At 43.5% G+C, this 15,526-nt stretch carries 11 protein-coding genes and 1 pseudogene; 6 read left to right on the top strand and 6 right to left on the bottom strand.

Translation table 11 applies throughout. The features are described from left to right. Nucleotides 1-145 precede the first annotated feature (145 nt). From QR40_RS13785 to QR40_RS30900, 6 genes and pseudogenes are all read left to right on the top strand, one after another. The gene (locus QR40_RS13785; protein ID WP_044295532.1) at nucleotides 146-2,425 is read left to right on the top strand and encodes a bifunctional diguanylate cyclase/phosphodiesterase; all 2,280 of its coding nucleotides are present in this window, start codon (nucleotides 146-148) and stop codon (nucleotides 2,423-2,425) included. Nucleotides 2,426-2,437: 12 nt separating this feature from the next. Continuing rightward, nucleotides 2,438-4,339 carry an extracellular solute-binding protein gene (locus QR40_RS13780; RefSeq protein ID WP_044295531.1) on the top strand — a complete coding sequence of 634 codons (1,902 nt, stop codon included), beginning with the start codon at nucleotides 2,438-2,440 and terminating at the stop codon, nucleotides 4,337-4,339. Nucleotides 4,340-4,484: 145 nt separating this feature from the next. Beyond that, on the top strand, nucleotides 4,485-5,753 hold the full coding sequence (locus QR40_RS13775) for a Y-family DNA polymerase (RefSeq protein WP_044295529.1): 1,269 nt from the start codon (nucleotides 4,485-4,487) through the stop codon (nucleotides 5,751-5,753). Between the two features lies 1 nt (nucleotide 5,754). Continuing rightward, on the top strand, nucleotides 5,755-6,075 hold the full coding sequence (locus tag QR40_RS13770) for a YolD-like family protein (protein ID WP_027292553.1): 321 nt from the start codon (nucleotides 5,755-5,757) through the stop codon (nucleotides 6,073-6,075). A 20-nt stretch (nucleotides 6,076-6,095) separates the two neighbouring features. Beyond that, a complete protein-coding gene (locus tag QR40_RS33215) occupies nucleotides 6,096-6,311 on the top strand; it encodes a DUF6783 domain-containing protein (RefSeq protein ID WP_081998904.1) in 216 nt (71 codons plus the stop codon). A 24-nt stretch (nucleotides 6,312-6,335) separates the two neighbouring features. Then, nucleotides 6,336-7,099, top strand: a pseudogene (locus QR40_RS30900) (IS5 family transposase). A gap of 435 nt (nucleotides 7,100-7,534) precedes the next feature. Here QR40_RS30900 and QR40_RS32590 read toward each other — a convergent pair. The 6 genes from QR40_RS32590 to QR40_RS13735 all read right to left on the bottom strand — a co-directional run bounded on the left by QR40_RS32590 (nucleotide 7,535) and on the right by QR40_RS13735 (nucleotide 15,524). Beyond that, a complete protein-coding gene (locus QR40_RS32590) occupies nucleotides 7,535-7,657 on the bottom strand; it encodes a hypothetical protein (protein WP_276325436.1) in 123 nt (40 codons plus the stop codon). A 63-nt stretch (nucleotides 7,658-7,720) separates the two neighbouring features. Beyond that, nucleotides 7,721-9,877, bottom strand: coding sequence for a 1,3-beta-galactosyl-N-acetylhexosamine phosphorylase (gene gnpA / locus QR40_RS13755; protein WP_044295527.1), 2,157 nt, complete (start codon nucleotides 9,875-9,877; stop codon nucleotides 7,721-7,723). A gap of 16 nt (nucleotides 9,878-9,893) precedes the next feature. Further along, the gene (locus tag QR40_RS29855) at nucleotides 9,894-11,732 is read right to left on the bottom strand and encodes a rhamnogalacturonan acetylesterase (RefSeq protein WP_052430850.1); all 1,839 of its coding nucleotides are present in this window, start codon (nucleotides 11,730-11,732) and stop codon (nucleotides 9,894-9,896) included. Continuing rightward, nucleotides 11,701-12,750, bottom strand: coding sequence for a glycoside hydrolase family 88/105 protein (locus QR40_RS13745; RefSeq protein ID WP_044295811.1), 1,050 nt, complete (start codon nucleotides 12,748-12,750; stop codon nucleotides 11,701-11,703). Before QR40_RS13745 ends, QR40_RS29855 begins: the two co-directional genes overlap by 32 nt. A gap of 76 nt (nucleotides 12,751-12,826) precedes the next feature. Next, on the bottom strand, nucleotides 12,827-14,545 hold the full coding sequence (locus tag QR40_RS13740; protein WP_044295526.1) for a type 2 periplasmic-binding domain-containing protein: 1,719 nt from the start codon (nucleotides 14,543-14,545) through the stop codon (nucleotides 12,827-12,829). Between the two features lie 61 nt (nucleotides 14,546-14,606). Further along, nucleotides 14,607-15,524, bottom strand: a complete 918-nt coding sequence (locus QR40_RS13735; protein ID WP_044289740.1) for a carbohydrate ABC transporter permease — start codon at nucleotides 15,522-15,524, stop codon at nucleotides 14,607-14,609. Nucleotides 15,525-15,526: the final 2 nt, after the last annotated feature.

Raw genomic sequence — 15,526 nt, 5'->3', positions numbered from 1 at the left:
ACGACAATTAAGGTATATATAAAGAAATTTTTTTCAAAAAAATTGATTATATATTCACTATACACATATCGACAGATTTTAAAATTGTGTTATAATAATACTATAAAATCAACTGTTCTCATAAAAGAAAGTGGGAGGAAGCAAAATGATCCGGAAGGAAAAGAAAAATCCTTTTTTTAGTTTAAGGATGTATCACAGAGTATTTTTGATATTTTTTATTATATGTATCCTTATTACTATATTTAGCTTTCAATATTACAGTCGGTTATCTTCCACAATACGGGAGGAGAGTGAAGCATATCTCCAGGAGATCTCAAGACGTATAGGAGAAAATGTGGATCGTATTGTTAATGACAATTACGATGTCCTTCATACAATGGCGGCTTCCCTGGAATATGCAGACATCAGTCGAATGGATGAAGCTAAGAAAATGCTGCAGAAGCAAAAGGAAGGCTTGAGTTATGAGAGCATTTTTCTTATCGATACGGATGGCACGGCATATGATTTAAGCAATACACAGACCTTTCTCACACTTGATAAATCGGTTCGGAAGGATCTGCTCAGTGGAAAGGACTCGATGTCAACCACTCAGATAATCCAAAATAAGGAGTACATACTGTTTTCCGTTCCACTGGACAACATGAGCATTGACGGAAAAAACATAGTTGCACTGGCTGTGAGCTACGCTCCGTCTTCTTTTGACCAGGTGCTGTCAATGTCATCATTCAACGATCAGGCATATTCCCAGATTGTAACCATGAAGGGGGCTGTTGTGGTACGTTCATCTTCCACTTATGCCTTTAAGAGCGGATACAATATCTTTTCTACCCTGGAAGGATTAATCATCGGGGAAAAGGAACTGGACGATGTGATGCAGGAAATGTCTGTCAATGCATCCGGGCAGATCCGTTTTAAATTGGATGGTCAGGAGACTTATATGGTCTATACTCCGGTAGCTCCGGATGACTGGTACCTGCTTTCCTTTGTTCCGGTAGAGGTTGTAAACGAAAAGTCAAATTTACTGCTGCAATCTACGCTGATAATATGTGGATTGATCACCATTACTTTTGCCGGACTGGCGGCGGCACTGGTGTATATTTTTAACAATCATAAACGCAAGCTGGAACAGATTGCTTATGTGGATGATATAACCGGTGGACATACGATACAGCGTTTTTATGAGTTGGCAGAGGAGCTGCTTACTTCGGATCATAATATGCAATATGCACTGGTTTACACCAATATTGTCAAGTTCAAAGTGCTTAATGATGAAATTGGACGTATTAACTGTGATGCCATTTTGCGGTTTTTCAGCGAATTTATGAACAAAAAGATATCGGAAAGAGAGTGTATGGGAAGGCAGTCAGCAGATAATTTCTGTATACTAATGGAGTTTTCCAATGAATCGGAATTACTGGAGAAATTCGGCAGATGGCACACAGATGCGGAGCAGAATGTTCTGGATATGAATGTGGCATGGAGCCTGCCGATTATGGAATTTGGCATTTATGTGATTGAGAACAGTACTCTGACATTCCCGCAAATGATTGACAGGGCAAAGCTGGCTTTACGTGAAACACACCGTACAGTTGACAGTAAGTTGCGATGTGCTTTTTATGACGATGGGGTGCGCCGTCAGCTTCTCCGTGAAAAACAGCTGGAAGACAGAATGGAAACAGCGCTTAATAACGGAGAGTTTGTGGTATTTTTACAACCCAAGTACCGTTTGCCGGAGGAACGAATTGGCGGTGCGGAGGCTCTTGTCCGCTGGAAGAGTGTCACGGAGGGTATGATATATCCGGATGAGTTTATTCCACTCTTTGAAAAAAACGGTTTTATCATCCAACTGGATTTATTTGTGTTTGAAACGGTTTGCCGCACATTACGCAGATGGATTGATCAGGGAATGACACAGGTAAGAATATCAGTGAACTGTTCCCGTCTGCATTTCAGAGATAACAATTTCCTTTTTGAATACATCCGGATCGCCGATAAGTATAACATGGATAGGTCACTGATTGAAATTGAGGTAACAGAAAGTATGGTGCTGGAAAATAGCAGCCGTCTGATTCATATTATCCGGAATATTAAGGCAGCAGGATTTGAATGCTCAATGGACGACTTTGGCAGCGGATATTCTTCACTGAATCTGATACAGACGATTCCGGTTGATGTACTTAAACTGGATAAAATATTTTTCCATGGAGAAGGTGTTGATTTGAGCCGCACAGAGGCTGTGGTAACAAATATTATAAGCATGGCAAAAGCGTTGTCAATGGAAACAGTTGCCGAAGGCGTGGAAGAACGGGAGCAGGTAGACATGCTCAAACGCGCGGGCTGCGACTACATACAGGGGTACGTTTTTGCAAGGCCAATGGATATCCCAGCGTTTGAAAAATTAGTGACAGATAACGTTTCTTGTTAAGAGGGGGAACTGATGAGAGTGCTTAAACGATCTGAGAAGATTCAGAGGCGAGTGTTAATGATCATAATTATGATGACACTTCTGCTATGTTTGCCGGGCTGTGGGGCAAAGGTTTCGGACAATGAAGATATTTTAACCCAGAAGGCTATCGCTAAGGGTAAGACACCAATAACAGTTCTGGTTAAGTATGCATTTTCCATTAATGAGTTTGAAAAGGCGGTAGAGGAAAAGTTTCCTGAAATTGATATCGTACAGGTTGGAAATTTTACACGTAATATGGGAATAGAGGAATATGCTGCACGATTGGAACATGACGATCTTCCGGATATCGTCATGACCTGGCCTTTAGATGTGGGCAAGGAGTATTGGAGTGACCGGCTGCTGGATCTTTCCGGAATGGAATTCTCCAGCCGCTATAATACATCCATGTTAAATGATATTTCCACAGATGGAAAGCTCTATTATCTGCCCGGACCGGCTCAGGTAAGGGGGATTGTATATAATAAAACGCTGTTTCAGGAAAATGGCTGGGAAATACCCGAGGACTTTGAAGGCTTTCTGAAATTGTGTCAGACAATTGAAGCCAGTGGTATCCGTTCCATTCAATTGGGATTTGAGAATCCCGAAGTACTGGCTACTGCTTTTACGGGCTACAATTTTGGCAGTTACTTTAGCCGTCCACAGGATTTGGAATGGATGGATGATTACAATCAGGGAAAAGGCAGCTTCGGCAAGCACTTTGACGGGGCACTGGATGTGTTCCGGCAAATGATAGATGCCGGTGTATGGAAATCGTCTGATTTGGATATTAATTATTCGGAACGGGAGAAGATGCTTTTTACCCGTCAATGTGCAATGGTGGAGGATTCATCATTGATGGCAAAAATGGGATATGAACAAACCGGTACTACGGATGAATTTGCCCTTATGCCATTTTTTAATCCCGGTAGTAATAATGACTGGGCACGTCTCTATATGGTATGTTATATTGGGCTCAACAAGCATCTGGCAGAGTCGGACAACAAGGAGAAATATGAACTTGTTATGGAGCTGATGAATTATATATCTACAGTTGAAGGCCAGCAGACACTTGCGGCGGATACAGGCGCGATGTTCTCAAGCCTGATTGATGCAGCACCGCCGGATGTTCCTGAAATAGAAGAGCTGCTTCCGGCATTGAACCAGGGCCGCTATGCAGTATTTCCTACATTGGAGAATGCCCAGGATGCATTGCAGGAAGGTCTTGCCGGGATGTTGGAGGGGAAGCTTAGCAAGGCAGAGGTTATCAGCATGGTAGATGAACAGAATCTGTCACCGCCGGCGGCGGAGCCTTCAAAGGTACTGGGCAAAGCAAGCGAGAGTTTTACACTGACAGACACAGGCAGCTTTGTGGCTGATGCCATGCGTGCCTGGGGAGACTGTGAACTGGCACTTATTCTTGACAATGGCAAGGATGGATGCTACAACGGCAAGGGTATCAGCGGACGGATATATGCCGGGGATATTACTGCTGCAGATATAGACCGCATTATGCCGGATTTAAAAGCCAACGATAGTGGAGCATTATGGAAGGCATCCATAAGTGGTGAGGATTTACGGAAAGTACTTGAATATTCTGTGAGTGTGGAGAATAACCAGACCGGATGGTTTTATTATTTTTCCGGACTTAAAATAGAATTTGACCCTACGGCAGAGCCTGGCAGCAGAGTGAAAAAAATCACTGCGGCGGATGGGAAGGCAATTGATACTGCGCGCAGTTACACAATTGCTGTTACGGAAGGCTCCGTACCGGAAGAGTGTCTGCAAAATTGTTCAAAGACGGATATCTTATCATATGATATTGTAACTAAGGCGGTTACATCAGCAGGTACCATTACTCCGGCTAAAGATGGACGATTCATCGTGTATCAATAAAATGGAATTAAAAGATAAACAGGAATAGTGATTATGAAAATAGTTGCAGCAAGTAGTCCTGCCAGGTTAAATGGCAGGGCTTTTGCGTGCAGATGGATGAATATTCTGACACGGTCCGGATTAAAATAAGAGTGAGGTGAAATGGATGTCACAAAATAAAACCTATGTCTGTATTGATTTGAAATCATTCTACGCTTCGGTGGAGTGCGTAGAGCGCGGTCTTGATCCAATGACAACCAATCTTGTAGTAGCGGATCCGGAACGGACAGAGAAGACAATATGTCTGGCTGTTTCACCGTCCATGAAGGAGCAGGGGGTTCCGGGCAGATGCAGGGTATTCCAGATTCCGGCACATATAGATTATATAATGGCACCGCCCAGAATGCAGTTATATATGGAATATTCCGCAGAAATCTATGCCATCTATCTGAAATATATAGCAAAAGAAGATATCCATGTCTACTCGATTGATGAAGTATTTATGGACGTAACGGACTATTTAGCCATGTATCAGATGACGTCAAAAGAACTGAGTATGCAAATCATGAAGGATATCCTTGATACTACAGGAATTACGGCAACCTGTGGGATTGGAACAAACCTGTATCTTGCGAAGATTGCCCTTGATATAACGGCAAAACACGTGGAAGACCATATTGGTATTCTGGATGAAGAAGCTTACCGGAAGACGTTGAGCAGCCATAAGCCGCTCACAGATTTCTGGAGGGTAGGTGCAGGAATTGCAAAACGGCTGGAACGGATGGGCATATATACGATGAAGCAGGTTGCGGCAGCAGATGAGTCGATGCTGTACAAGCTGTTTGGTATTGATGCGGAATTACTGATTGATCATGCCTGGGGAAGAGAAACGACTACAATGGCAGATATCAAAGCATATAAGTCCAAGTCAAATTCCATATCCAGCGGTCAGGTATTGGGCTGCGATTATGACTATGAAAAAGGAAAGCTTATCGTAAAAGAAATGGCGGATTTACTCTGTCTGGAATTGGTGGATAAAGGTCTTGTTACGGATTCCATTACCCTCTATGTGGGCTATTCTAACCGCATTGAGAAGAAATCGTCACATGGGACAACATCCATGACCGTGACCACCAGCTCCGCAAAGCAGATCATCGCCTATACACAGAGGCTGTATGAAAAGATCGTGGACAGGCACACTCCTGTGCACAGAGTATATTTAACTTTTAATAACGTTGTGGATGAGATGTATCAGCAGTATGATTTATTTACGGATCCTGCAGAGCTGGAAAGGGAACATAAGATGCAGAAAGCAATGCTGGATATCAAAGAGAAGTTCGGAAAAAATGCAATTCTAAAGGGAATGAACCTGCAGGAAGGGGCAACTACAATGGAGCGGAACCGCCAGATAGGAGGGCATAAAAGTGGTGTCTAAAATGACCAGAGAAGAACGGGCAAAACAGTTTATGCCGTTCGCTGCATTAAAAGGGTATCCGGAAGTTTTACGGAAGAAAGAAAAAATTGTGGTCCCGAAGATTGAACTATTAGAAGAATATCAGGAAGAACTGAGCCGGAAACTTCGCCAGGTGCAGAAAAATGATATTGTAACAGTCGTATATTTCTGTAAAAATGAATACCTGAAGTTGACGGGTATGGTGTCCAGAATAGATGATACTGCAAGAATCCTGAAGATTGTGAATACTAAGATATCTTTTGAGGATTTGTATGATATTGTGGAGATGCGAAGGGAGAGATAGGGGCTGGTACTAGAGCGTGTTTGAAAATTCATTCCTGCCATCTGCACGCCCCACTTTGCGGCATATTTGCCCCGAATTCAGGTTACGTAGCCCGCTACGCGCCCTTCATCCGGGACAAATCTCCCACAAACTGTGACGCACAGCTGCCAGAAAGCAATTTTAAAACACGCTCTAGAGCGTGTTTTAAAATTAAAAGTTGCACAAAACAAATGTTTTGCATCCCCGTTTTATGGTAAAATAAAGAAAAAGGGGTGTTTTATATGTTGAGACGATATGAATTAACAGATGATGAATGGAATCATATAGTAACTTTACTTCCTCCTGAAAACACAGGAAAACCAGGTCGTCCCTCAAAAGAAAACCGTACCATGCTTAATGCAATGATTTGGCTGGCGCGAAGCGGAGCCCCATGGCGTGATCTTCCTGAGCGTTATGGGCCATGGGAAAGTGTATACAGCCGTTTTCGTAAGTGGATTGATGCTGGCGTACTGGATAATATTTTTCGCGTTCTAAGCCTTGAAGCCGCATTGGAAGAACTTTCGTTAGATGCATCTATCGTTCAGGCGCACCAACATAGTGCAGGTGCAAAAAAAGGGGGCCTTCTAGCGAAATAGGACACAGCCGGGGCGGAGCCAGTACAAAAATACACGCCATTGTGGATGCTTATGGAAATCCAGTGTATTTCATGATCAGTGAAGGACAACGCAACGATATTAATTTCGCGATTCCCTTATTGAAACATGTAAATTTAAAAGGAAGTAACATACTTGCTGATCGTGGATATGACAGTGATAAACTGATTGACTATATCTATGAGCAAGGTGGTGAACCAACAATTCCATCAAGAAAGGGAGCAAAGTTTGAACGTCATTGCGATTGGTGGCTATATAAAGAGCGGCATCTGATAGAAAAACTCTTTTTAAAGCTAAAGGCATTTCGTAGAATTGCCACCCGCTATGACAAACTTGCATTCACCTATCTGGGATTTTTGTGTATCGCTTCAATATTAATTTGGTTAAAATGACCAATGTGTAGCAATTTTCAAACACGCTCTAGAGCGCATAAAATCAGCTTAGATTTGGGTTTAGCTGAGGAAGGGGACGCTTTGTAGATATAGGTAGTGTTCGGAAAGAAAAGGGGACGGACCATGGCAGCTTGTTTCTTCATTCTACTACATATATTTTTGATTACAGCACTACAGCCAGTTAGGTCTATGAATAGGAAAGGCTGCATCTAAAAACGAACAGCCCGTCACAGCCCAAGGGTCTCCACCAGGCTGAGAAAACCAGCTTTGTGGCGACAACCTGGATCTCGGAAAGATGGGAGTGGGAAACTTGTATGGACGGAGGAAGCGTAGAGCAGAGCTGAGTATTTACTTACCTTTCCGGAGTGTTTTTTGGCGGATAGTATTCGACTGGCTCCCATCGGATACTAAGCGGGCACTGAACCGAGAAATGCATCAGGATTTCTCGGTGAATGCCCGCGTGCCGCCAAAAAGCGCTCCGGGAAGGTTAGAAAATACCAGTTCTGCGGCCAGCTGACGGAGTCCATACAAGTTTCCCACTCCCATCTTTCCGTACACACTCTCCAACTACAAAGCGTCCCTTACTCACCTACCCCCCAATTCAAGATGAAACTGTTCGCTCTAAAGCAGCACTTCCCTGGTCTCATACCCCTCCAGCTGCGCATTCACTACCCCAAACTCCGTGCTGATACTGGTAATCTGACTCTTCTCACTGTTATTGATGATTACCAGTACTTTGCTCTCCGGGTAATACGCACATTCTATATACGGATTGGCAGTGACATAATCCGGAAACAATTCCTGGTTTGTTCCATAAAGCAGAAGATTTAAGAACAGTCTCGTATTTTCCAGGCTGTAACGGAAGGATGACAGATAGATACCTTTTCCCTTGCCAAAATCACGTATGGTCAGCGCAGGTACTTTATTTTCTTCAGCCAGCACCCTGTTCTTGCCGTCGGTTAAATAAATCTGACTCTCGCCGGGGATATTAAAGCCAGCAGGAAGAAGACCTTCTATCTTTTCTATGTGATACTCACACTTTCCATGGCATACTCTTGCCCCCTTATCTTTATCCACTCCTAAGATTTCGGACATGCGGAAAAATGTATCGAAACCCTCCACTGCCGACGGTTCCCCGATTCCAATCAGGGTTCCGCCATGATAAACCCATTTTGTGATCTGTTCAACTACTCTTGCGTCTTTCCAGGCATCGCCGCCGCTCCATGCGCTCCCGGCTTTTCCGGCATTGATCAGAACCTGTACGTCGTCTAACGCTCCGTTTTTAATATCTTCAAAATCCAGGAAGGTTACTTCTACCGGCAAACCCGACAGTGCTTCAATCACATGTATGAGATCGTGTTGTTCTGTCTCATGGAAATGCCCGGAAAGTGTCCAGGACCGAAGCCTGCCCCAGCTATGAAGAACTGCCACTGTGCATTTTAAATGATATACCGGTCCTTCTTCATGTAGTTTTCGGATTCTGCGAAACTCTTTTGTTATCTGCTCTACATAGTCACAAAATTCCGGATAGCCTTCTGTTAAATGCAGATATCCGCCCAAACCGATTCTTTCAATTGGTACGCGAAGGAGGGCGCGCCGTATTTGATTCCAGTATTTTTTCGCTTCCAGGGCGGGATCCCCATCTCCGCTAAAAGTCGGAGCTCCCCCAAGCCCTACCGGAAACAGATATGGATGCAGCCGCAGTTCGTGGGTGACTGACTTTACCCCTGCACATAATCTGGCTTCATATCCAGAGAAGACACACTTAATCAATCCGTCAAATCCAAATTCATGAAATCTTTTCCCATAGGGCTCCAGGCCAACCCAGCTGTCATCGTAAAAAACATATGCCTGTTTGCCATGGCGGTGTACGATATCTACCAGTTCTTTTCCAAAGTGAATAACAAAATCATTGATGAAATTCATGTAATCCAGTTTTCTTGCATTTGGCGGCATATGGGTCACCTGATATGCACCTTTGTTCACAAAATCCTCTGCGCACAGTTGATAGCCGTACTTAGATGCAAACTGCTGCAATGCCAGAGGACTGACTGTAAAATCATAAGACCCCCAGTCTGTGAACAGCGAACGGTTTCTCTCACTGCTGCCCCAGATCCATGCAAAATTATAAAACAAAGAGGTAAACCGCACAACGGTAGTATCCGGATGAGCGGCACACCAGTCTTCCATCCATTGCAGCAGGTACTCCCGGGTTTCCACATACCGGGGATCTACAGGCATTAAATGTTCCTTATTCCAGCCATTGGTAACATGATTATACATGGATATTTCTTCCCAAATGCGGTATGCCAGAAAACTAACCGTATATTTATGATAGGGAACCGCATTTTGAATGGTGAGATTCCCGGCTTCTTTCTCGTAGGTCCACAGCCTTCTGGAGACTTCCATGTTGGAGGTACGGTCAAAGACCTGCCAAAACTGCATCGATTCCGGACTGTCATTCACCGAAAACTGTCCCTGGGAAAAATCACTCATGAGATGAAAGGTTACAAACGGTTCCACTGCCGTCTTGGGATTTGTGACTAAAAAGGACTGCTGCAGCTTATCCATATGATTTTTTGCCCACTCATTATGGTCACGAATGATACAAATAGTAGAATAGATTCCATAACCGGCATTTAAAATCGTATCCGACAAGGCGGTTCCGTCACTGTCCCTGATCACATCAGCCCCCCATTTCTTTGCCAGCTTCAATGTCAATTCTTCATACCCGGATTCTCCCGGTAAGGTGAAGCCCCCTGTTAATTCTGCTGTCATTATATGTCCTCCTATTCTAATTTCCATGATGATGCAATGACACGTAAAGCCTTTTACATATATCTGCAGCATTTTTTCTGGATATAAGATTATTAAAATCTGCTTCTTCTGCCGCAATTCCAATTTCACAGGCTGCCTGTATCTCTTCTTCTGCCCAGGATGCCACATTGATCCGGTACTTTTTCTGCACAACCGGCAGGTACTTCCTGCATTTATAACCGGTCATTGCGATGCACAGGAATTCCTGCAAGGTGATCTCTTTTGCGGGAAAAATTTTCTTCTCCATCACCATAGTGTTTGGAATCATTCCATTTTGGGCAGCACATTCCACCGTTCCCGCATACCACTCATGCCCCACTACATCCTCAAACATATCGTTATATACATTAATGGGAAAGAAATTCATTGTCTGAATGACCATATCCATTGCTTCAGCTCTTGTAAGCCACTCTTCCGGTCTTTTCAGATCCTGAAACATAATGGGACATGCGGTGGGATTATCCATTCCATCCATATTTGAGGGTGGAGCCGGCAGATTGGTTTTTCTTGATATCTTCCACTCATCCATATATTCCGGGATGGAATCATGAGCGCTTTGCTGCCCCGGAAGACAAAGCTGTTCCGATAATTCTGCTGCCACAAAACCAGCCATTTTATATGCCCCGTAATCATTGCTGTGGGTGAAATCACCGGGGAAATAATAAAATTTCGCTCCTTCCAGTCCCTGTCGGATTACAAACTCTTTACTTTTACCGTGTAAATCCAGAACCGGAACATTCAGCGTTTTTCCAATCTCTTTACAGACACACGCATAGGGAAGCAGCATATCATTATAAGTACCATCCGCACCTCTCCAGGAATTTCTTGCCAATGGAGTTACCAAAATGGGATATGCTTCTTTTTCTCTGATCTCTTTGATATACGTAATCAGATTTTCCCGGTATCCTTCCTCTGCCCTGAGGTGGTTCAGTTTCTGATCATTATGCCCAAACTGGAACAGGCAGTAATCCCCTTTTTGAATGTGATCTAAAATAATCTGATAATGGCCTTCGCTGCGAAAACTTTCTGTTGTCAGTCCGGAATGGGCATGATTGGAAACTGCTGCTTTACCATCTATAAAAGCCGGAAGCATCTGCCCCCATCCACAATAACTGGTACCCGGCGCATAGGGATACTCCGCGCTCTGGTCCGTTACAGTAGAATCCCCTGCTATATAAATAACCGGACTTTGTACCGGATATATAGCGACATTTGTCAGTCTTGGCTCTTTTCCTATAATGGTAATAGCTGCACTGTAATCCTGATAAGCCGCCACCTGGCCTCTTGGAATAATATCACTGATATTTAATAGAAATTCTGTTTCCAATACTTCACCCGCCGACAGTCTTACCCGATAAAAAAGCTTTCTTCTTCCGAGAAAAATAAGCAGTTCCTCTTCTTCCACTGCCGCTGTAAGTTTCAGCCGTACTTTGTAATTTCCGCTTAGGGGAACATCTGCTTTAAAGGAAAGCGGAATCCTTCTGCTGCCATCTGCACAAAGTTCATTTACGATGCATAACGAATCTGCATAACAGCCGGACACATCCTGCGTAATCCGGGTTATATCCTTATCCCGATACCAGGAAAATGTGTCAAATCCAGTATTTAATTCTGGAATCTGCAGCAAAGGATCCTCCCGCCTGTTTGCTTCTGTCAGAAATCCCCATGTTTTCTCCTTCGTATAGAGATCTTCCGGAGTTACCTGCTGTGCTCCCGCCCCGGCTGCTCCCGGTGCAAAGGTAAACTCATTGCACAAACAGTCTTTCTTATTATGATGTCCCGTCTTATAATGCCCCGTCGCTTCGACAATTTTCATAGTCTAACACCCCCGTCAGAAATGCCAGTGCAAGCCCCTGTCCCCAGCCTTGTATCCAGTCTCTGGATATATTGCAATAGCCGTCACGGTCTTTCATAACCGCAGTTCCTCCGGATACATTTAATACCCTTCCATCGGGACTGATATTATTTAATACGCCCTGCAGTGCTTTGTTAATATATTTCAGATGCAGTGGATTCCCCTTTTCCAGCATTGCCGATGCAATTCCGCAGGACGCTGAGATTTCTTCATAGGATTCTTCATCATCCAGTATCGTCCTCCACAGACCATTTTCGGTCTGCAAAAGCTTGATTGCTGCCAGCTGTTCATTCAATGAGCCCACAATATCCAGAAACTGCGGATACAGATAACATTCCGGCAGGTATTTTCCTACCTGGGACATGGTATATGCCGCCCATGCATTTGCTCTCCCCCAGTAAAAACCTGACATATGGTCTTTGGTAATATTGTTATATCCGTGATACCAGAGGCCTGTATCCATGTTCTGCAGATATTTAATATGCCAGTAATACTGGTTCAATGCATCTGCAATCGTCTCTTCTTCTTTTAATTTCACCCCTACCCGCAGCAGAAAAAATGCCGCCATAAACAGTGTATCTGCCCATGCCTGCTCCGGAAAATCATTATTTACAGAAACGGTATGCTGTAAAACCCGATCCGCAAACCGTCTGGCATCACTGCGCAGATATTCTGCTCCTCTCATCACCAGATCCCAGTATTTCTCTTCACCGGTTGCTTCATATAAAGTAATCAGGCAATGCCCCATTGCACAGGTATTGACCGTCCATTTAGGTACCCCAAGTTCTATGTATTCATCAATCCGTTCCTTTAATAAATCCAGATATTCTTCCTTTTTTGTGAATTCATATGCTTTGCTGATTCCATAATAAGCAACCCCGCACGGCCAGTCCCAGGGCATATCCATACGCATCGTACGTGCCACAATCTGATCAATAGCCTCTTCCACCTGTTTTTTATCATACACCAATCCTGCCATATCCATCCTTCTTTCTGCTTTAAAAGGCCGCTGCAGGCTTTTACCCTGCAACAGCCATCCATTTTTTCACGCTTTTTTATTTGTAAGACCCTTCATCTAACAGCTCCTGCTTCTCATCCAGAATTTCCTGATATCCTGCATCCAGATATTCTTCACAAGCAGCCTTATATTTCTCATCAAATTCTTCAGGACTTGAAGTAACCATATCTACATAAACTTCCTGCCACAGGGCGCTCAGATCGGATGCATACTCACTGGAGCTCTCTACCGGTTTTGTAAAAATCGTATTGATTAATCCATATTGTTCAATCTTCTTGGTGTAGTCATAAGACTGCTGGATCAGATCTTCATATCCTGCCGGTGCAAGAGTCTTCATATTTGCTTTTAAATTTTTGTGTTCATCGCCATAACTTGCAACTTCTGCAACCAGACACCAGTAATCTTTATTATTATTGTTAGAAAGTTTGGATTCTCCGTTATAATCAGCTGCCGGTACTGCGATACCATCTTCATCCAGCGTATAATTCTGTCCTTCCACACCATTTTGCAGGTAGAACAAATTATCATCCTGAATCATCCAGTCTAAGAACATCCAGATTGCCGCCCTCTGCTCTTCTGTGGTCTTGGAATTCATGCCCATAACCATTCCATAAGACGGATATTCATAATAATATGGTTTGCTGTCTTTAGGTGCAAAAGCTGCCGGATCTAAAACAGCTACTTTTGCATTTAGATCATTGGTTGTTAAACTGTTAATTACGTCTGTTGTATTGGTCATATAGAAGCCATAAGTTCCTGTTTTACCGGAAACAAAATCGCCAACCACGTCAGGCTCTTCTTTTTTCAGATAAAATTCTGCATCAATGAGCCCCGCATTATATTCTTTGTTCAAAGTTCTAAGATAATTTTCAGTTGGCTTCCAGGTTAGTGCAGGCACATTCAGATCGGAGTATAAGGCTAACTCTGTCTGATCAACCGTTTCCCCACGAAATGCATAATCATAAGTAAAGCTCTTATTTACAAGCCTGTCACCCAGGGTTCCAAGACCTGCATCCTTCCATGCCTGAGCAACTGCCTCCAGTTCTTCACGGTTTGTGGGCATCTCCATCTTTACCTGATCCAGCCAGTCCTGTCGGATGAGGGTTACCCAGTTATAATAGATCGCGTCCCTGTCTGCGAAGAAAAATATATTTTCTCCATTCATTTCTCCGTAGTCCCGGATGGTGTCCCCTAATTTTTCGGAATAGGTGGGCGCATAATAAGCAATTTCGTCCAGATCCAGCGGCTGCATGGCACCTTCATTATAATAGCTGACTGCCTGAGGCATATCGTAGTGGAAAATAATATCCGGTGCGCTGCCGGCTGCTATCATCTGCATATAGTCCGTTACTTCCGTTGTCCGTCCGATTGCCACATATTGCACATCCACATTATATTTGTCCCCAAATTCAGACTGAATCCACTTAGTATAATAGTTATTCGTTGGATCCCAGCCCTCGAATCCCCTGTCATAAACCGGAATCTTAATCGTTACTTTCTCCGGAAATCCTTTGGAATAATCGGTATATTCACCTTTCGCAGCCTCTGAACCCGCATCTGATCCGTTTTCTGATCCTTTTGCCGAATCCTTTTCTGATTCTTTATTTGTATCTGCCTCATTGGAACCGGCTTCGGTCTTCTGATCTGTCTTTGCATCGGTAGCCGCTGTTTTTTCACCGCCGCATCCGGTGATGGTTCCTAATATCATAGTTCCTGCCAATGTTAGCGCTGCCGCTTTTTGCATTTTTCTTTTCATACTCATTCCTCCTGGTTTTTCTTAATTAAATGTTTATATAGTATCGAGTTTCCTCAATGACCTATCCTTTTACGGCTCCGATCATGGTTCCCTGTACGAAATACTTCTGTACGAAGGGATAAATGCAGATAATCGGAATGGTTGCAAACATAATGCAGGCTGCCTGTAATACTTCCGGATTGGTCATTAATCCGGTAGACCCGCCTTCTGATTTGAAGGATTCAGATGCAGATACAATAAGATAATATAATTTTAACTGCAATGGTCTTAAATCCGTTCTCTGTTTAATATAGAATAATGCATCCTGATAAGCATTCCATCTTCCCACTGCATAAAACAGCGCAATGGTTGCATTAATAGGTTTTGACAAGGGTACAACAATGCTCCAAAGTATCCTGACATGCCCGGCACCATCCAGTACCGCCGATTCCACCAGGCTGTCCGGTATGGAGGACTGGAAGAAATTCTTCATAATCAAAAGATTATATGCCGAAAAGGACAGCGGCAAAATCATACACCACCAGGTATCCAGCATATGAAGATTATTCATAAGCAGATATTCCGGAATAGTACCTCCTGCAAAATACATGGTGAACATGCACAGGAAACTCATAACCTTTCTTCCCTTCAGTTCCTTTCTGGTCAATGCATACGCGGCGCAGATGGTCAAAAACATTCCGATGACGGTAAATGTGACCGTTACTACCACGGATACGAACAGTGAACGGATAATGGAAGAATCTGCAAACACCTTCGCATATGCATTTAGATTTATTCCTTTAGGAAGAAGAAATATTTTGTTTGCCGATACGTATGCTTCCGCGCTGATGGATTTAGCAAAAATATGTATAAAGGGTAACACACACGTTAATGAAGATATGGCTAAAATAATATAAAATATGGTATTCCAGGTTACATTCGAAACCCTCGTTTTAAGTCCTTCCCTTTTGCGGGGCAAGGCTGCTGCTGTCTGACTCATAT

Origin of the sequence: Robinsoniella peoriensis, assembly GCF_000797495.1 — a bacterium.
Taxonomy (GTDB): domain Bacteria; phylum Bacillota; class Clostridia; order Lachnospirales; family Lachnospiraceae; genus Robinsoniella; species Robinsoniella peoriensis.
Note: the sequence above shows the minus strand (reverse complement) of the source record. Positions and strands in the feature narration are given on the sequence as shown.

What these genes read in the sequence shown, in the direction of transcription:
- QR40_RS13785 (WP_044295532.1), top strand. Translation starts at nt 146, where the DNA reads ATGATCCGGAAGGAAAAGAAAAATCCTTTTTTTAGTTTAAGGATGTAT.
- QR40_RS13780 (WP_044295531.1), top strand. Translation starts at nt 2,438, where the DNA reads ATGAGAGTGCTTAAACGATCTGAGAAGATTCAGAGGCGAGTGTTAATG.
- QR40_RS13775 (WP_044295529.1), top strand. Translation starts at nt 4,485, where the DNA reads ATGTCACAAAATAAAACCTATGTCTGTATTGATTTGAAATCATTCTAC.
- QR40_RS13770 (WP_027292553.1), top strand. Translation starts at nt 5,755, where the DNA reads ATGACCAGAGAAGAACGGGCAAAACAGTTTATGCCGTTCGCTGCATTA.
- gnpA (WP_044295527.1), bottom strand. Translation starts at nt 9,877, where the DNA reads ATGACAGCAGAATTAACAGGGGGCTTCACCTTACCGGGAGAATCCGGG.
- QR40_RS29855 (WP_052430850.1), bottom strand. Translation starts at nt 11,732, where the DNA reads ATGAAAATTGTCGAAGCGACGGGGCATTATAAGACGGGACATCATAAT.
- QR40_RS13745 (WP_044295811.1), bottom strand. Translation starts at nt 12,750, where the DNA reads ATGGCAGGATTGGTGTATGATAAAAAACAGGTGGAAGAGGCTATTGAT.
- QR40_RS13740 (WP_044295526.1), bottom strand. Translation starts at nt 14,545, where the DNA reads ATGAAAAGAAAAATGCAAAAAGCGGCAGCGCTAACATTGGCAGGAACT.
- QR40_RS13735 (WP_044289740.1), bottom strand. Translation starts at nt 15,524, where the DNA reads ATGAGTCAGACAGCAGCAGCCTTGCCCCGCAAAAGGGAAGGACTTAAA.